The organism is Methanolobus sp., assembly GCF_030682845.1.
GTDB lineage: Archaea > Halobacteriota > Methanosarcinia > Methanosarcinales > Methanosarcinaceae > Methanolobus.
This window is the reverse complement of the sequence record NZ_JAUXNK010000011.1, coordinates 31939-49790: the sequence shown is the minus strand read 5'-3', so window position 1 is coordinate 49790 and position 17852 is coordinate 31939. Positions and strand designations below refer to the sequence as shown.

Below are 17852 nucleotides of genomic sequence, written 5' to 3'. Positions count from 1 at the left end.
TTTTTTGTCATTGTTCATCATACATATGGTTATCATACGTATTTATACTTGTCTCTGAAAAGTTGACGAGCTGTATCCCACCTTTGAAAAGGCGGGGATTAGCCCTTTCTTTATCCTAAAATCCTCGATTCAGATATATTAAAACATATGACAAGTTATTTAAACAAGGGGCGTAATTTATTGCATATGGAGAAAGAGAATCTCAAGTATGTCTCTTCAGGAAAGGCTAAGGACATCTATGAAAGCTCAAGCGGGAACCTCGTTTTTGAATTCACCAACAGGGTAACTGCTTTTGATGGCAAGAAGAAATCAGAATACGATGAAAAAGGAGAAATTACGTGCAAAATAGCGGAACACTGGTTTAAGATCATGGAAAAAAACGGTATTCCTACGCACTACATTGAATGCCCGACCTCAACCAGCATGATTGTCAAACGTCTGGACATAGTACCTGTTGAGGTCATCTGGAGAAATTACGTGGCAGGTTCCTTTTTGCGTCGATATAGAGCAGGCGAGATCACACTTCCCGAAGGTGTAGGAACAGAAGAAGGTTCGCCAATACCTGGTGGAATGATCGAGTTCACCACTAAGTTCGAAGCCGTGGACCGGCCTGTAGACACAGACGAAATAATAGCAAATGGCTGGTTAAATAAAGAGGAAATAGAATATATAACGGATCTTACAAAAACAATAAATGATATAATAAGTCAGGAACTTGTTTCCAGTGGTATAATACTGGCAGACTTCAAGGTAGAATATGGAAGAACCCCTGATGGTCAAATAATCCTTGCTGATGAAGTGGGCACTCCGGATGGATGTCGTTTCTGGAAAAAGGATGATTTTGATAAAGGAGTTATAACGAGTCTTGACAAAGATGTGTTCAGAAAAAGCATCGGAAATCTGAGTGTTGCTTACAGGGAACTGTTCAATAAGCTACAGGGAACCAATATCTGAAACAACAATACCAGACAACTTTATTTGAGGAGATCCTTATGGATAATCGGAATGAGAATTCGTTAGATGAACTGCTTATATGGGTCATAAGTGTCGATCGGCGTCTGGTACTAATGGAGGCTATGAAAGATCATACTATTATCAAGGCTTCCGACATTGCCCATGAGACAAACAGATCGACACAGAATATCAGTCGTGCCTTGAAGGAGCTTGAGGATAAGGATCTGATAAAATGTCTGACTCCCGAAAAAGCAACCTGGAAAAAATATATTTTAACGAGCACGGGAAAAGAAATATTGAAGAAGATGGAAGATGAATATTATGATTGATATTCATCTTTTCCTGAACATAATTTGAGATACTAGGCTTTACGGAACCTATTCGAACAGGCTTAGTGCGTCCATCTCTACTTTATCTGCAAGTTCTTTTCTATATTCTGCCATTTTTGCTTCCAGTTCCTTATCAGTGACTGCCATTATCTGAGCAGCGAGAATGCCTGCATTGTCCCCCCTGCCAATTCCCACACATGCAACCGGAATACCCGGAGGCATTTCTGAACCATCGAGAGCAGGGAATCATTTCCGTCAAGCTCGGCATTCACAGGAACTCCAATAACCGGTTTCGTTGTGTGTGCTACCACCACACCGGGAAGATGCGCTGCTAGTCCCACCACAGCTATGAAGACTTTGACATCGTTCTTATGAGCATCTTCGATAATCTCAAAAAGCCATTGAGATAGATGTAGATGCTATCTGTGATGGAAAAGATGTGTATATTGCCGGGATCATGGAACATATTGAAGAAGCAGGTATCCATTCGGGGGATTCAGCCTGTGTCATTCCCCCATAATCCCTGTTAATGGAGTGATCGAGAAGATCAAGCGATATACTCGGGATCTTTCACTTGAATTAAAAGTAAAGGGACTTATAAATATACAATATGTTGTGTGCAACGGGGATGTGTACATACTTGAAGCCAATCCAAGAGCCAGCCGCACAGTTCCTTTTGTGAGAAAAGTAACAGGTATGGCCACCGCAAAGATAGCTACCAAGGTATGGCAGGAGCAAATCTCGAAGACTTTGTTCTCACTGAAAAAGAAATAGGCCATGTGGCTGTAAAAGAGTCTGTGTTCCCATTTATAAAGCTCAAAGGTTCAGACATCCTTCTAGGACCGGAAATGAAGAGCACAGGTGAGGTCATGGGAGTTGACGGCTCCTTTGAGGTGGCATACTACAAGGCACAGTTAGCAGCAAACTCTCCACTTCCAACAAAAGAAAGCATATTTGTTTCAGTCGAAGATGACGAGATAGCAAGTATAATTATAGCTGCTTGTTATACTAACTTCAGCTGTCCGTATATGTTTAGATATGCGAACACAGCCATTCTCTGACATATCATGGTCATCAAGGATATGACTCACAGCGATAACGTATCTGAAACAATGGATTGCTGTATCAATGGCATCACTTATAAATATACGGAACACAATCATAATAATTATGTTCCGTAATTTCGTTAATCGTGTTCATGAGCTGGAATATCTAAACAGGGAATATGGTTCCGGCGCTTTCTCGTTCACAGTTATCTACGGGCGCCGGCGTGTTGGCAAGACAGAGCTTATCCAGCAGTTTATGCAGGACAAACCTCATATCTATTTTCTGGCAGACATGAGAGGTACACAGTCCAATGTTCTAAGGTTCAGGAAAAGGGCTTCAGACCTGTTCAATGGTATTGAGCCGGCCGCCGAAAGTTTCGATGAGATATTCGAGTACATAAGAAAACAATGGAAAAGTGACCAAAAACTCATTATTGCCATCGATAAATTTTCCTACCTGGCACAGCAGGATGAATCCATACCTTCTGTGTTCCAGCTCATTGTTGATGAGGTCCTCAGGGGAGGAGCATTTCACCTGATCCTCTGTGGTTCCTCTGTCTCCATGATGAAAAAAACAACCCTTGCCCGCTCCAGCCCGCTTTATGGCAGAAGGACGGGACAGATGAAGATAGAACCACTGCTTCTGCGTCACACCGCTGAATTCTTTCAGGGTTTAACAGCACAGGAACTGATGCGGATCTATGGTGTGACCGGAGGTATTCCCTTTTACATGGGCTTCCTTGATCCGAAAAAGGATCTTTATACCAACCTTGAACGCTCCGTATTTTCCAAAGAAAGCGTGCTTTATGCCGAAGGCGAGTTCCTTCTTCTGGAGGAACTGCGGGAGCCTGCCACTTACATGAATATACTGTATTCCATATCCCAGGGAGCGACCAGAGCAGGAGAGATCGCCACCAATGCCTTCCTTGAGGCCAAAGACCTATCCTATTACATGGATACCCTCATGAAGCTTGGCTTTGTGAGAAAAGAACACCCTGTAGCTGAGAAGTCATCAACGCGCAAGACCATTTACTCCATCGATGATCCATTCCTTCGCTTCTGGTTCCGTTATGTACTGATTCACAGGAGTTCTATTGAAACCGGCGATGTCTCGCATCCTATCAAGGACCTTGATAAGAGCTACGACCGACACCTTGGGGAAACATTCGAGCAGGTGGGCAAAGAAATACTCATGTACCTCAGTTCACAGGATGAACTCCCGTTCCAGATCAGATCCATCGGCAGGCAATGGGGAAAGATCTTAAACATGCCGGCAGGAAAGAATGATTATGAGATAGACATAGTGGCTCTTAATCAGGATTCAAAGGATATCCTTTTCTGCGAATGTAAATGGCAGAACCAGAGAACAGACGCAGATGTCTATTTTGAACTGAAGGAGAAGGCAAAACATGTAAAATGGCTGCCGGAAAGAAAAGAGCACTTTGCCCTTATAAGTAAGTCCGGTTTCACAAAAAAGATGCATGAGATCGCCAGACAGGAAAGTGTTCTGCTGATCACACTGGAGGAGTACCTGTCACATTTCCAGGCTGAGTAAGTTCCACTGACTTATACTTATCTCAATATACTCAAGCTCACACGATCTGTGTGAGCTTACTTTCTTACACTGGCACCTGTCTGATCTCATCCCATGATCCATCAATTACAGCCGATATGATCTTCCGCTGGCTAAGACCAACTCTGATTGTATGGTTTGTGGCTGTTTCAGTTAACACTTCATCCGAGCGATTACCATAGCCTTCATGACTGCTGGTAAACGTGTAGATCAATCCATGTGTTGAAGGCAATGTCTCTTCAACAATATGGTCTTTTAATGTGAGGTTAGAACCATCAAAACTGTAAGTTGGCATCGAAGTGATCCATTGTTCTGTAATTTCCTGATTGTTTGTGTGTCAAAACCGAAATTTCTGATATTTGACCTATATTTTCAATTCCCTTCACTGGGTCGTAGTCTTCTATAGTTTCATCATCATTTGAACCTCTCGTTAATACTATTTTTTTTATGAGCCATGTCCCAATAGAATACGCAGATTGAGGGCACCAGTTTCTCCTTTAGGATTTTAGTCGTGAGCTCTAAAATCGCTTCTTCTGTCATTGCTGTACTCATCTGATTACCTTAAAGTAGTGTTCTACAATTCCTGTCATTTGAAACTTATAGTATTTTTATTTTTTTAACTTTAAGAAAATGCTCTTACTTTGTAATTTGCTTCGATTTGAACATGTAATACGTATAGGGAAAGTATGGATTTTTGATGCATTGTGCAATACATATAGGAATTACAAGCACATGCGAAACAAAAATTATATATATGTCAAAAATATTACACCATACTTAGAAAACTATTGAAGAAGGTACATATGACACAAAAAATGGTTATGACTAGGCTTGGCGTGATTTCCTGCGCAAAGATGTTGGGTATATTGTATTTGATCATAGATTATTGATTGCAATTCCGATGGGAATAATAGCAATTCTGAGTGGCCCTGTTTCTGAGGGTATTTTTATCTTCGTTGGGTTCCCGATAATCTACGGTATTATGGGAGTAATTGGAAGCATAATAATGGCCATCCCGTACAACCTTATTGCAAATAAGATCGGTGGCATTGAGTATGAGGCCGAAGCGGTCTTAGATTGAATCGACAGGACCTAAAAAAGACTTTTTCCTCTCTTTTTTTACACTTAATTGTAGCCTTACAGATTGAGGAAGTGCCCGAAAAGGTGCTGGAATTCAAAGCTGATCATCCTTTTATGTTCTTCATTGAGAATAAACGGACGAAATGAATACTCTTCATGGGAAAAGTTGAGGATCCTGAATATTGAGATACGAAGCCGCACCAAGAGGACTGTAAAATGGATAGGGAACTTGTAAAAGTAGTAGTTGACGAGGACACAATAAATAAAGGATGGCTCTGTGAAATCATTGACCCGTTGTGGTGGACCGTCAGCATCTACGACGGCGAAGAGCAGTATCTGAAGGATCTGGAGAAGTTTACCGTTCCCCAGAAGTATGTATTTGCAATTGAGTGGTATCTGGCAGAAGTCGGCAACGGTGGGCATGACCAGTTCTACTTCAACTCCACGGGGGTCGTCTGGGAAGATGCCATGAAAGCCTTCGAGTTAATGGGAATGAAAGAGAATTATGAGCTCATCAAAGAATCAGCCAGAAGAATGGGCGGATATCCTATTAAGGACAGATACGAACGGCAGAAACAACTCGATGAACTCGAACCGGATTTTGGAGATTTGGATGATAAACTATACAAACTGCAGGCTGAGACTGAAGCTGGCGTACTTGAGTATGTTAAAAATCATAAGTCGGATTTCTTTTTTGAAGGAATGATTGAGAAGCCAAAGATTTGAGCCCAGCGTGTTGGGAACCAAGAGAAGCTCCCCAGCCGGAATGAGTACTTCAACAAATTTAATAGCTGGCTACATCAATCATAAATTATGAGCCATAGAAAAATTATTTGCATTGTATTATTTTGTTTTTCTATGCATCAGATGCATAGGCAACGATACAAACCAGAGGATGCTGTGGATAAAGTTGAGAATCCTGGGAGTAGTGTAACTCCCGGCAATGCAACTGAGATCGAACAACAATGAGGAATAATGGATGAGAGATAACACAAGATCTGGAATAATTTCTATTGTTGTTATAGTATTCGTCATAACTATAGCATTCTCTGCTGCGATTATTGCCGATGTAGGGTCAAAAAAGAATTACACTAACTGATGAAGAACTTCATTCTCTGTACCAGAAGTACGGGATAACTGAGAACGACGTAAAATTTGCACGGGAGGAACTTCCTGCTTATCTGAATGAGACATCCTTGAGAGTGGAAAAAGAATCATCGTTACTGAAAATGGAGTGCCGCCAGAAAACATGGTTAAGGGCAAGGACTACGACCTTATTATGAGCGAGCAGGAAATGCTGGATGTTTCTGAGAATGCAAGGCTGGCTTATATCGAAGAATATGGTGTCAATCCTTTTTTTCAGGAAGCACCAGCACTTCAAAGTTCATCGATGCTCACGAACTCGTCCTTACGCTCAGCAACGAAATTGCAGCTGTGCTCCACAAGCACTTTGCTGTTATGTTCTCTGATAAGGCCCTCGATCACACTATTATAATCCTCGTACATGCGACCTAGCGCAAGCAGAGCGTTTCTGGTGGTCTTTTTTACCTGGATGGTTATTGTGTCGTTCATATAGGATATTATAGGCACTATAGGCACTATACGACTTATAATTTTAAGAAAGGCAAAGAAGATTGCAACTCAAGGTGCTTTGGAGGTTGGTCCGGTTGATGACCTGAAGAATAGATCAGGCATATGAGATGCACAACCTTAAGATCAAGCCCGATCTTGAACACACACTCAAGAAGTTCGCTAAGAAGAACAAAAAACAGGCCGAGATCATTCTATCGAAGGCAGAAGAGATCCTTTAGAATTCTCATAGATACAAGACATAGAATATATCTATTAGGTTTTATTTTGCTTGAAACATGTTCCTATGATATTATCTCGAAAGTTTATAATGCATATTATAGAAAACAGCGTATGAATAAGACTATATAATGTATATTAGTAGCCCGGCACGGATTCGAACCGAGGTTGCGGGATCCAGAGTCCTGCATGATTGACCACTACACTACCGGGCTTCTACGAAAGTATTCCTAAATTGCAATAGTAAGATATTAAGATATCGGTCGAAGCCTCCTGAGTTTTTAAAGGCTTTCAGGATTCTCATTAAGGACAGCTGTCCACCACCATCGGGCCAGGTCGATGAGATCCTTGCTGAACTGGCCGGATAAACGATACTCTCCATTGCGATTAGATATCAGGCCGGCTCCCAATAGCTTATTACGCATGGCATAAAAGGAAGCGCGTCCGATGTCAAGCTCCTCAAGCATTTTTTCCCATTCGCTTGTTTTGATAGGGTTGCCGCTCTTCTGTCGCTCTTCTACCATGACAAGGAACTTCTGACCGCGCACGGCAGTGGCTTCTTCCTGGAAGAGGCGTCTCATCAGGTTATAGTAGGGGTCCCTGGAATGAGTTATGCGTGCATTAGCATCGGAACGTATAACGATAGTGGTAGATGTCCGTGGAGCATTCTTGACTATGGACATGCCATCCTGGTAAATCACACTGCTGGTTGTGCGGTGTTGCTTGATTCAAGCGCATTTCTGATAAGATCAGCATACTCTTCTTTCAGGGAATAGATTATGGGAGTTTTGTAGGATTCCTTATAGGATCTGAGTATTCCTATTTTAGAGTATATATACCCGACCATTGATGCCACAGCACTGCGTGAGACCGCATACTTTTCAGTGATGGCTGCATGCAATTTGTCGACAGTGGTTTCCTTGACGTTCAGGAATTTTGATAGTATACAACTGCGAAGACCATTGACATCAAGTTCGATAAAGCGTTGGAGTCTTCGTATTATTTTTGATCGAATTGATTCTATAGTCACACCTCTTACTATATTGATATAGCCTTTTTTTATATCTACTTCTATCTATAAATAGGTTTTTAAAGTTTGATATCATGAAGGACTAAAAAAGCTTGTATTATAGTTGTACAAAAGTTGCATTCTCAATAATCTCTCAGTTTTTGGTGAAGCTATGCCTTATACTTATGACCTGCAGAAGAATATCCTCAAAACCAGCGAGATAGAGCTTCCCCTTGATAATCTTGAACAGAACCTTATTGGTATTTGCAGTAAATGTAATGCTGATGTTGTCAGTATAAGTTATCATCTGCAAGGTGACAAGAATGTGGTCGCTTCCAGGTGCTCTGCATGTGGGCGAATGTATGCTATCCTGTATGATGAATATTGGGTATGGCTTGGAGAACATCCTCTCCAGGAAGTCACTTCCCTACAGCAGCCGGTATTGGAAGATGCGGATGCAGTAAATGAGGTGAACACTGAACCTACTGAAGAATTATTAGCTTTACAGGCGATCCCACTGAAGAAGCTGGAAACCATATTCACCCGGGCTGAGATCGAAACTCTGTTCGCAAAAGCAAACAATAAAAAATACGTACGTCAATATCTCTACAGGGCACGCAAGAAATATCCGGAGTTCGGAGAACTCTTTGGTATTTATTTACAGATTTAAACAGTATTAAGAAACGCGTTTCTACAATTTTATGATACATCCGTAAACTAATAACATCTAAATTTTATGGAGTACATAGAATTAGTTGATACTGATTGTAAGATATATCTATTAAACTAGTTATTTCTATGTAACTAAAAATAGTTACAAAAGATATACACATTTAAATAAAAATATATTTATTAAATAAATATTATATATTAAATTTAATATATTTATTCATATTTTATTTACTTCGTTCGCCATATTGCAAACAAAACCCCTCCAATATTCCCCCTGAAAAAGTGAGAGGTTACATAATAATTAAAATTAACATTATGCAATTGAGTAATATTGCACATTTAAGCTGGAGTATATCTCACTATTATAAGGCTATTTTTATATATGTACATTTGGCACGTTTAGTCTACACTACGCAGTCATAATTCTAGTCAGTACGTATAGGGCAAAATGGTAATGTCATTGTAATTAAAAGTATTATTCGAGTTAATTTTTTGTTCAAACGAAAGTCTTTTTTCGAGCCAGCCTACAATAGCCCTTCACATTTCACTTCATGGCACATGTTATCCATTCATTTCAAAATTGTGTTCCCCTTAAACATGACTTTATAGAGAAGCGGCCGCTTGCTATCATTACAATAACTATAAGAATACAGTTCTGACAAAATATGATGTACGTATTTTGAATCTTTTCTTGTAGATCATCGTAGGGTTGAAGGTGGAAAACCCCCCATTCTTATAGTCCATAGAATGAGCGAGTTAAGAGAAATATAGGGTTGAAAACTCCAGGCAAACTCATGCATATAGTATATATGAATACACAAAGCTGCATTTTTTTGCACTTGCAGTGTAAAGAAGAAACACACATAATATTATTTATAGTTATAATAATACACGCATTTATTAAAAACGTATTACGTTCTGAACTAAGAAAATATATCATTACTTAATTGCATAAATATACTATTTTTTATTACACAATCCCTCAGTTTCTCACACCTCCCTTTATTCTTATCAATCCTATCAAGTTATAAAAATTGTTAAAATGAATTTTTATGCTACTATGTTTATATTTACTTTTTTTGTTTACGGAGTATACACTAAACAAGTTAAAAACAATTATATAAATATAGCATTAATTAATTAGACTTTATTATTTTATTTTGTATTAAAATTTAAAAGTTGATACGTAATATAAACAATTCTTTAGAAAAAATATATTAAAGATGTTGTTTGTGTTAATACGAACATTAGTTTTAATATATACTCGAGCATATACTTTAAAATTTGTTTGTTTGTAACTGTAGCGGGTTACATTCGTACTTATTAAGATTAATTTGCAATTTTTATAACGTTCCAAACTGTGAGCCATTCAGCCGAATCTTTGCTAATACTAGTACTCAGACTTGTCGGTAAGTTCTCTGATGATCATTAATTAATGGCGGTTTTGGAATTGCTAAAGAACCCCGTGTTTGTAAGTGATTTTGCTTTCATTGGTTTATTCCCTTGCGTCCAATAAAGATATCCTCATATAACGTGCGTTATTATTATATTTGGGCTGTGGTTCCCTCAGTTTAGCTCCTGCGGAATACCTTTTCACGAGAGCATATTTTCCGCCACGACCTACAAACAAGAAAACTCCGGTTTTAGTGTTTGGTAAGCTAGGTGAAAACATGCAACAAGATAACTAAAGTTACTCTCTTCTTGTTTCTTCGATAAAATGTGATTAGAATATATGTCGATAGCTGAAATGAAGAACGTTAAAATTACAAGTCCAAAAAAAACATTGACATGAGAATTATAAGCATTGAAATATAGACTTATAAACCCAGAGAAAATGAATCCTGTTAAAATTAAAAGAAGCTCGATCAGTCTTATTCTTTTAACTTCACTTTTAGTTATACTCGTATTATGATAAAAAAAGCTTTGCATAGCATTACATAGTCTTACGGCACAATAAGCCCTAAAAACGCAAATATACGCCACTTTTTAAAACTTGGATTTTTGATAGGATTTCGAGGTACCAATTCATAATCTCTTTTTGCTCGTTGTAGACCCTTTCAGCTAAAGTATGCATATCTTGTGATCCAAAAGATGAAGTCAATATTTTCATTCCATGGAACTCTCACTTTTTGAGTCAGTCAAATCGGTAGTTATGAATTTATTTAAAAATTTCATAAAAAAAAGACGAAACTAGATTAATATAGACACAATTTTATATTATTATTGCTCTTTTGTCAAGTATTTAGGGTCTACTGATAAAAAGGCATATTATAAAAATAGCTATATAATAAAAGTTTGCATTTCTTATTTTTTAATTTAACTTTATTTTTTTGTTTATTTAATATTAAATTTATTTAGGAAGTTAACTTATGGGTGACTATAAATTATTGTATACACAATAGTATCCAATAAAAGAAAAACACTTTTAACAAACGAAAATTGATATTTTAAGAACGTAAATTTTTATTGTAAATTTCTTTTACATTTCAATTCAAATTTGGCTGATTTTTGAGGAGTCAACCCATAAATCCTGCATGTTACGGGTTGCATGTACCCTAAGAGATTCTCACTAAGTACACTTGTTCTGATCCTGGGGAAGTGAGAGTTGGCCATGGCCAGCTTTCACGATAAAGGCTATTAAGCTCCGAGCCAATCACTGTGGAGTGGTGACAAAGAGGTATGGACAAAAACAGGCTATTGCTTTACTTTACTGTATTCCTGATAATGGGGTTGTCCAATGCAGTTATACCTGTACTGCCGGAAATAGCGGCTTCGGGGGAGGAGAGTACAGGAGTCCTTGCATCGGGCCTGCTGTTCTCGGGATACTTCATAGGGGCATTGGTGATGATGCTGCCTTTTGGCCTGCTTTCGGACAGGTACGACGGTCTTCGGCTGATTGTATTTTCAATCCTGCTGACGCTGGTTTCCGGTATAGTGCTTCTTGTCAGCGAGAACCTGTTCGTGCTTGTGCTTGCAAGACTGGCAGAAGGGGTTGCCTGCGGGGCTTTCTTCCCGGTGGCCTATGCAAGGCTGTCAGAATACGAAGAGAAGAGCCGGTACATTGGCGAGTTCAACTTCCTCCTGAATGCAGGTCTGGCACTGGGAGTCGCGCTGGCAGGCTACCTAGCGCAATGGTATATCAAAGGCGGGATCTTTATTTTCACCGCAATGGCAATACTGCTTTTAGTAGCTGGCGCAATGATCCTGAGGCAGGATAACAGGAGCCATGAAACGAGTCCGAAAGTGAGAGCAAAGGAACCGGACATACCCGGTGTACGCACAATTACCGATCACTTTACAAATGCAAAATACTCCCGCATATGGATAATCACATTCCTGCTCTTTGGGATAACCGGAGTAGTGATAGCTTTTTATCCGGACTACAGCCAGGAGACCCTTAGCAAAACTGCTCTTGGGATATCCATTGCAGCAATGTATGTCAGTGCGATGATAGCAAATATAGCTGCAGGCAGATTGAATTTGCACTACAGTCAAATGATACGGGCAGGAATAGCAATCGCTGCAACTGGCACTTTGTTAACCATCCTGCACCCCTTGTCCGGATTTGCACTGATTGGTGCAGGCTCCGGCACCGGCATGGTAGGTTTACCGCTGGCAGTCACCAATATGAGAATCCAAAGAGGGCTTGCAATGGGCATCTTTAACACCTGCATCTATGCAGGCATTGGACTGATGCCAGTGTTTGCCAGTGTTTTCCTTGGCATTCTTGGATTTGAAGCTATCTTTGCAGCCTGCGCCATTATACTCCTGTTTTCTCTTCTTATTAAGGATAAATTAAAAAGTGAGAGTTAGAACTAATTATTTATCCCTTACTTCACGAGAGTTCATTCCGGGTCTTTTTATAAAAATGCGTTTCAAATAGAAACTTTATTATAGCGATTCCTCCTCACAGAAGACATGCAAAGAATACAAAAAACATCACTGTTTACACACTCAAGAGTACTGTTGATTCTTTTTTTGCTGGCCTTTGCATTCCAGACAGCCAGCGCAACAGAGATTCTGGAAGTAAACCCAGTCGATATCCCACAAGGAGCAGTGATCCTGATCATCGATGGCCTGGGCTCCCCGTATATCTATCCCGAGTTAACACCTTACGCACTTGATGGGCAGATGCTTCCTAAATCGCAGGGGGGTAATCTTTCACTCATTTTAAGCAAGAGTTACATGGTGCTTGATGTGCGGGCTCCCCAGACATACACGGAAGCAGGGCACTCTGTCCTTGTTACGGGTTACTCAAAGGCCCTGTCCGATGTAATAGAAGGGTCGGGCACTACCATCTACGATGTAGCTCATGAATACGATTATTACAGTTTCGCAGTAATGCACAAAGGCGATTTCGCGAGCCTGTGCTCCAAGCAGGATGTTATCATACGTGATGTCACCAATTCCGTCAACCGGCCTGAGATGCTCGTCATGACAAATGTTAACTCCGCAGGGCAAAAACAGATACCAATGGAAGTGGCTGCCCTCATGCAGGATAGCATACCGGTACTGGATGACCGGCTCAGGCAATTCCCGGAAGGGTCCCAGCAGAGATACGACATATATAATAACTGGGCTATTAGTACTGCAATAGATGTAATCGATCACATGCACGCCAATTATCCGCAAGAGCACTACCTGCTTACAATTAATGTAGGTGCTGTCGATTCTGCAGGTCACTACAAAAAAGATACTGGCTATATTGCATCTATCGATGGCATTGATGCTGCATGCATGGACCTTTATGTAAAATGCAAGGAGAATAACCTTGCTTTTATCTTCACGGCAGATCACGGCATGGCTTTCCCAAGCCCGGATTCCCGTGGCGGCCACCAGGCAGCCAAATATTCCAAGACCAATGAGGCACAAATGGTGCCTTTCGTTGTATCGGCATCCGGTATTGCAAGTAGCGTCATAGAAGGCAGTTACGGGCAGGAAGATATTGCTCCTACAATACTTGATATATTATATCTGCCAAACGAACTCAGATTGTCCGATGGGAATGCGATACCACTCAGGGACAATACAGTCCTGAAAGTATCAGTGCCTCAAAAAGGCACCCTGGAGATCATGAGAGAAGGAGACACTATTTTTTCGACGACTCTCTCCGACAGCAGCCTGCTCCGGGGAGTGGAAACCGGTTACAATTACAATATCCACTTTACATCCGATGATAGCTCCGTATCGGTTATGAAAAAGGAGATATTTATTGCCGGAAGCGAACATATTGATTTCAGCCTGCCTGCGGCAGCTTCTACAAGCGAGGTATTCCTCAGGAACCCGCGCTATCTTATTGGCAGTGTCCTGATAGTCATTATCAATATCATCGGGTTTGTTCTGATAAGGAAGATACTGAAAGAATAAATCCTAAGTCTTTCTTAGTGATGTTAAAAGTGATGTATTCACTCAATTATACATACAGTCCCCAAGCTATGGTTACAACTATAGACTACAAATAGAAGTTACAATAAGACCTGGACAAATAATGTAGAGTGCTGCACTGTTAAATACTGCAAAGAATATAGTGATAGATATAAAGTGTTGATTAATATCAGTATAGATATCTGTCAAGGGTTAGAACTATATTATTGTAGATAGTACAGAGGAGTTAACAGCGTTAACCAGCTGTTGCATCCGGTCCAACGGGGATTATTATGGCAAAGGTGGAAATTGATGTAAGGGGTCAGACATGTCCTGTCCCTCTCGTGGAATGCCGTAAAGCACTGAGAAAAGCATCGCCTGGAGATGAGGTAGTGGTCATGGGAACACACCCTGCTTCAAAAAAAGAGATACCTATGGCTTGTGAGGCTATGGGGCTTGAAGTTGTTGATATCGAAGGTAAAGACAACGACTGGAAGATAAGGATAAAAAGATAGGCGGCGGTTAAAATGTCCGGAAAGACAGTTATCGTGGTTCACAGCGGGGACCTGGACAAGATATACAGTGCCCTCATAATAGGCAATGGCGCTCTTTCCATGGGAATGGAGGCATCCCTGTATTTCACATTCTGGGGACTGCAGCGGCTTAAGAAAGGGGGCCTGGAGAAAGGGCCCTTATCAAAGATGCACATGCTGGGACTTGGAAAGTGGATGGTCGGCAAGAGAATGAAGAAAGCCAATGTCGCGCCGCTTGAGAAGCTCATGGAGGATTACAAAGAACTCGGCGGCAGGATAATAGCCTGTGAGATGACAATGGAAATAATGGGGATAAAGCCTGAGGAGCTCCGCAGGGAATGGATAGATGATTACGGAGCAGTTGGCACTTACATCCATGAAGCAAAGGATGCCAGTATCACACTTTTCATTTAGATCGATATGTTAAAGTTTAGTTGTTGGAGGTTAAATGTTGGATAAGACAGTTTATCTTGATAACGCTGCCAGTACCCGCCTTGATGAAAGGGTGCTGGATGCTATGAAACCATACTACTTCGATACTTACGCAGTAGCCACTTCAGAGTTCGGTTACTCCATGGGTATCGATGCCAAGGAAGGGCTTGAGAGTGCACGTGCAACGATATCTTCATTCCTGGGGGCAACTGCGGATGAGATCGTGCTCACTTCCGGTGAAACGGAATCAAGCAACATGGCAATCAAAGGTGTCGCCTCGGCTCTCACCAAAAAGAAAGGCAATCACATAATTGTCTCAAAGATCGAGGATTTCCCCGTGCTCAATACCGCTAGGGCCCTGGAAAAACAGGGTTATAAGGCAGATTATATCAGTGTGAGTCCCGAAGGTGTGCTTGACCTGGAAGAACTTGAAAGTGCCATTAACGAGAACACTACCCTTGTTTCCATACAGCATGCGAACCAGGAGATAGGGACTCTCCAGGACCTAAAGGCCATTGCAGAGATCTGTAAAGAGAAGGATGTGCTGCTGCACACAGATGCGACACATAGTTTCACCAGGGTGCCTATCGACGTCAGCAAGATACCAGTTGACCTTGTAACGATGTCCGCACATACCATCCACGGTCCAAGGGGTGTCGGGGCATTGTATATCCGGGAGGGCACACCCATCCACAAGTGGATGGATGGAGGATTCCAGGAATCCAATCGCCGTGCAGGACTTGAGAACATCCCGGGAGCTGTCGGGTTTGCAAAGGCCGTGGAGCTTGTGACACCTGAGGAAAATAAATTTCTTGCATCTCTGAGGGACCATACCATAAAGAGAGCTGAGGAGGAGGTCCCCCATGTGACGCTGAATGGCAGCAGGCATCAGCGTGTACCGCAGAACGCGAACGTAACTTTCCACTATGTTGAAGGCGAATCAATGACACTGCATCTGGACATGAGAGGATTTGCAGTGAGCACCGGCTCCGCCTGCTTCAGCCGGTCACTTGAGGCAAGCCATGTGATCATGGGCATAGGCGGGAATCATGAAAGAGCGCACGGATCCCTGCGCTTTAGCTTTGGACGCTATAACACTATGGATGATGTGGACGGCATAATCGATGCCGTGAAAGAAATAGTGGCACAGCTTAGGGCTATCAGTCCGCTTTACGAGAAAAATAAATGAATTGGAATTCAATATTAAGTTACATATCGAGGTAATATAATGAAGTTCCCATACAGTGAGAAAGTTCTAGAGCATTTCAAAAACCCCCGGAATGTGGGAAAGATGGAGAACCCGGATGGTAAAGGGCTGGAAGGCAGCCCCGCCTGTGGTGACATGGTTGCAGTTTACCTGCAGGTCAACCCGGAAACAAAGGTCATAGATGACGTGAAGTTCGAATCATACGGATGTGCATCCAATATTGCCACAGCTTCAATAATCACTGAGCTGGCCAAAGGCAAAACCATCGATGAAGCAAAAGAGATAAGCTGGAAACAGGCCACCGAAGAGCTTGGAGGTCTCCCGCCGGTAAAAGCCCACTGCTCGGTGCTTGCCGTTGAAGGCCTCAGGTCTGCGATACGTGACTATGAGGAGAAGCATGGACTTGTGAGCGCAAAGGAGCCTACCACCGAGGTCGTGGTCAGGAACCGGCTCAAGCATGTCATGAATCCCATGGCAGGGCTGGACATCGTCAGGACGGAACTGGTGACAAAGATAGACGTAAAGGAAGGATCTGTCAGGATACTGCTTGATCTGCCTTCCAACCACCAGTTTGCCGCAGCCATAAGGGAAGATATAATAGAAAAGATTCAATCTCTCTGGGATGTTACTGAAGTGAAGGTCATCTTTGCTGAATAAAGATGATCCTTCCCATTTTTGGTAGAGATACCTGTAGAACGATTCCATGTTGATGGAATCAGGTAAGTAACCAGGATCTTGAGTAGTACAGGTATGTTAATACTGGGAGTCAGCCCGCCTGATCAGGGCCATCTGACGTTTGATCTCATAATCCCTTATCAGCTGCTCCAAGCAATTTCATAAGTATCTCGAATAGTTTGTAATGTGCTATTCTTATTCCCCCTTTCTCCCATTATCCACTATCATGACAAAGACCCCTATCCAGGGGAAGCGTGAATGTAAAAGTGCTGCCCTTGCCGGGTTCACTTTCCACCCATATTATCCCGCCGTGGAGTTCAATGAGTTCCTTGGAAAGGGCAAGGGCAAGACCCGTACCCTCATATTTTCTGTGAGTATGAGCTTTCCGGAAAGCGTATGTACCTCGCTCAGAAAAACAACCTACTTGATAAAATGCCCGCCGGAATCCATTTTTTCATAATATTGCTGATGATATTCTTTAGCCCTGTAGAAACGGGTCACTGGCAATATTTCAGTAACGATATCCCTTTTGAAGTATCCGGCATCCTGCTTTTCTTTTTTTGAATCTGCAGCTATTTTGCGCTGTCTTTCATTATGATAGAATATCATGGACCTGTACTGGCTGGAAAGGGTTTCTGAGTCCTTCCCGGGGGCAGTCGGATTATGCAATTCCCAGAAAAGTTCCAGCAGTTTATCGTAAGAAACGATCTCATGGTCAAATATAACCTGCACAGCTTCTACATGACCTGTCTTGCCGGTGCTGACCTGCTCATATGTTGGATAGTCGACCGTACCTCCAACATAACCCACGGCTGTGCCTATAACACCTGCTACCTGGCGGAATATGGCTTCAACTCTCCAGAAACTTCCGGCGCCAAAGGTTGCTATCTCATAATCACCGGCCAATAGTTGGTCGTGGAGACTCTGCTCAGTGCTATCCGCCCTTTCAAATGGAGAGATCGCAGCATCCTGCTTCATGATAGTATCAGATATTGTTGACAGACTCTGGTTGCGCTTAGTGTACATATTATAACACTTACATCCAATGTGATTTGGTTTAAAGTTTTGGATTTACCTGCAATAAACATTTCTGTAGCTTCCTATCCAAACCCCTGAGACTTGACTGTGCAGCTTATTCATGACTTGCTTTGTAGTTCATCAGGTAAACA

The 17852-nt window shown here is 41.6% G+C and carries 22 protein-coding genes, 1 tRNA gene and 1 pseudogene; 14 read left to right on the top strand and 10 right to left on the bottom strand.

Going from position 1 to position 17852, the window contains the following annotated elements; translation table 11 throughout:
* Nucleotides 1-186: 186 nt before the first annotated feature.
* The gene (gene purC, locus Q8J68_RS01245; protein WP_305309751.1) at nt 187-954 is read left to right on the top strand and encodes a phosphoribosylaminoimidazolesuccinocarboxamide synthase; all 768 of its coding nucleotides are present in this window, start codon (nt 187-189) and stop codon (nt 952-954) included.
* 38 nt (nt 955-992) lie between these two features.
* Nucleotides 993-1283, top strand: a complete 291-nt coding sequence (locus Q8J68_RS01240) for a winged helix-turn-helix transcriptional regulator (protein ID WP_305309750.1) — start codon at nt 993-995, stop codon at nt 1281-1283.
* A 48-nt stretch (nt 1284-1331) separates the two neighbouring features.
* Here the strand turns inward: Q8J68_RS01240 and Q8J68_RS01235 are convergent, their stop codons facing one another.
* Together Q8J68_RS01235 and Q8J68_RS01230 are read right to left on the bottom strand one after the other, a co-directional pair.
* Entirely contained in the window at nt 1332-1505 is a 174-nt protein-coding gene (locus Q8J68_RS01235; protein ID WP_305309749.1) for an AIR carboxylase family protein, read from the bottom strand.
* Nucleotides 1430-1627, bottom strand: a complete 198-nt coding sequence (locus Q8J68_RS01230; RefSeq protein WP_305309748.1) for an AIR carboxylase family protein — start codon at nt 1625-1627, stop codon at nt 1430-1432. Before Q8J68_RS01230 ends, Q8J68_RS01235 begins: the two co-directional genes overlap by 76 nt.
* Before the next feature lie 190 nt (nt 1628-1817).
* On the opposite strand from Q8J68_RS01230, the gene Q8J68_RS14935 reads away from it, so the two are divergent.
* From Q8J68_RS14935 to Q8J68_RS01220, 3 genes are all read left to right on the top strand, one after another.
* On the top strand, nt 1818-2057 hold the full coding sequence (locus Q8J68_RS14935; protein WP_370867574.1) for a hypothetical protein: 240 nt from the start codon (nt 1818-1820) through the stop codon (nt 2055-2057).
* On the top strand, nt 2009-2344 hold the full coding sequence (locus Q8J68_RS01225) for a hypothetical protein (RefSeq protein WP_305309747.1): 336 nt from the start codon (nt 2009-2011) through the stop codon (nt 2342-2344). Before Q8J68_RS14935 ends, Q8J68_RS01225 begins: the two co-directional genes overlap by 49 nt.
* Nucleotides 2345-2453: 109 nt before the next feature.
* Nucleotides 2454-3884 (top strand): ATP-binding protein, encoded by a 1431-nt coding sequence (locus tag Q8J68_RS01220; RefSeq protein ID WP_305309746.1) that lies wholly within the window; start codon nt 2454-2456, stop codon nt 3882-3884.
* 64 nt (nt 3885-3948) lie between these two features.
* Here Q8J68_RS01220 and Q8J68_RS01215 read toward each other — a convergent pair whose 3' ends face one another.
* Nucleotides 3949-4197 carry a hypothetical protein gene (locus tag Q8J68_RS01215; RefSeq protein WP_305309745.1) on the bottom strand — a complete coding sequence of 83 codons (249 nt, stop codon included), beginning with the start codon at nt 4195-4197 and terminating at the stop codon, nt 3949-3951.
* Nucleotides 4198-4316: 119 nt separating this feature from the next.
* Nucleotides 4317-4442 carry a hypothetical protein gene (locus Q8J68_RS01210; protein ID WP_305309744.1) on the bottom strand — a complete coding sequence of 42 codons (126 nt, stop codon included), beginning with the start codon at nt 4440-4442 and terminating at the stop codon, nt 4317-4319.
* 361 nt (nt 4443-4803) lie between these two features.
* Between Q8J68_RS01210 and Q8J68_RS01205 the strand changes: the two genes are divergently transcribed.
* Nucleotides 4804-4983, top strand: a complete 180-nt coding sequence (locus Q8J68_RS01205; RefSeq protein WP_305309743.1) for a hypothetical protein — start codon at nt 4804-4806, stop codon at nt 4981-4983.
* Nucleotides 4984-5198: 215 nt separating this feature from the next.
* Nucleotides 5199-5708 (top strand): DMP19 family protein, encoded by a 510-nt coding sequence (locus Q8J68_RS01200; protein WP_305309742.1) that lies wholly within the window; start codon nt 5199-5201, stop codon nt 5706-5708.
* Nucleotides 5709-6359: 651 nt separating this feature from the next.
* Here Q8J68_RS01200 and Q8J68_RS01195 read toward each other — a convergent pair.
* The 4 genes from Q8J68_RS01195 to Q8J68_RS01180 form a co-directional block, all read right to left on the bottom strand.
* A complete protein-coding gene (locus tag Q8J68_RS01195; protein ID WP_305309741.1) occupies nt 6360-6554 on the bottom strand; it encodes a hypothetical protein in 195 nt (64 codons plus the stop codon).
* Between the two features lie 379 nt (nt 6555-6933).
* A tRNA-Gln gene (locus Q8J68_RS01190) sits at nt 6934-7006 on the bottom strand.
* A gap of 66 nt (nt 7007-7072) precedes the next feature.
* Nucleotides 7073-7474 (bottom strand): hypothetical protein, encoded by a 402-nt coding sequence (locus tag Q8J68_RS01185; RefSeq protein ID WP_305309740.1) that lies wholly within the window; start codon nt 7472-7474, stop codon nt 7073-7075.
* A 14-nt stretch (nt 7475-7488) separates the two neighbouring features.
* A complete protein-coding gene (locus tag Q8J68_RS01180) occupies nt 7489-7815 on the bottom strand; it encodes a DUF2551 domain-containing protein (RefSeq protein ID WP_305309755.1) in 327 nt (108 codons plus the stop codon).
* A 157-nt stretch (nt 7816-7972) separates the two neighbouring features.
* Between Q8J68_RS01180 and Q8J68_RS01175 the strand changes: the two genes are divergently transcribed.
* From Q8J68_RS01175 to Q8J68_RS01145, 7 genes are all read left to right on the top strand, one after another.
* Nucleotides 7973-8470, top strand: coding sequence for a hypothetical protein (locus tag Q8J68_RS01175; protein ID WP_305309739.1), 498 nt, complete (start codon nt 7973-7975; stop codon nt 8468-8470).
* Nucleotides 8471-11151: 2681 nt separating this feature from the next.
* Nucleotides 11152-12285: an MFS transporter gene (locus Q8J68_RS01170; RefSeq protein WP_305309738.1), complete on the top strand. Its 1134-nt coding sequence runs from the start codon at nt 11152-11154 to the stop codon at nt 12283-12285.
* 105 nt (nt 12286-12390) lie between these two features.
* Nucleotides 12391-13839 (top strand): sulfatase-like hydrolase/transferase, encoded by a 1449-nt coding sequence (locus Q8J68_RS01165; RefSeq protein WP_305309737.1) that lies wholly within the window; start codon nt 12391-12393, stop codon nt 13837-13839.
* Between the two features lie 290 nt (nt 13840-14129).
* Complete coding sequence (locus tag Q8J68_RS01160; protein ID WP_015052150.1) at nt 14130-14351, top strand: sulfurtransferase TusA family protein; 222 nt, start codon at nt 14130-14132, stop codon at nt 14349-14351.
* A gap of 12 nt (nt 14352-14363) precedes the next feature.
* The gene (locus Q8J68_RS01155) at nt 14364-14783 is read left to right on the top strand and encodes a DsrE/DsrF/DrsH-like family protein (protein WP_305309736.1); all 420 of its coding nucleotides are present in this window, start codon (nt 14364-14366) and stop codon (nt 14781-14783) included.
* A gap of 34 nt (nt 14784-14817) precedes the next feature.
* Nucleotides 14818-15990: a cysteine desulfurase family protein gene (locus Q8J68_RS01150; RefSeq protein WP_305309735.1), complete on the top strand. Its 1173-nt coding sequence runs from the start codon at nt 14818-14820 to the stop codon at nt 15988-15990.
* Between the two features lie 39 nt (nt 15991-16029).
* Nucleotides 16030-16665 (top strand): iron-sulfur cluster assembly scaffold protein, encoded by a 636-nt coding sequence (locus tag Q8J68_RS01145; RefSeq protein ID WP_305309734.1) that lies wholly within the window; start codon nt 16030-16032, stop codon nt 16663-16665.
* Between the two features lie 232 nt (nt 16666-16897).
* Here Q8J68_RS01145 and Q8J68_RS01140 read toward each other — a convergent pair.
* Together Q8J68_RS01140 and msrA are read right to left on the bottom strand one after the other, a co-directional pair.
* A pseudogene (locus tag Q8J68_RS01140) lies at nt 16898-17017 on the bottom strand (ATP-binding protein); the annotation flags it as partial.
* An 86-nt stretch (nt 17018-17103) separates the two neighbouring features.
* A complete protein-coding gene (msrA, locus tag Q8J68_RS01135) occupies nt 17104-17709 on the bottom strand; it encodes a peptide-methionine (S)-S-oxide reductase MsrA (protein ID WP_370867573.1) in 606 nt (201 codons plus the stop codon).
* Nucleotides 17710-17852: the final 143 nt, after the last annotated feature.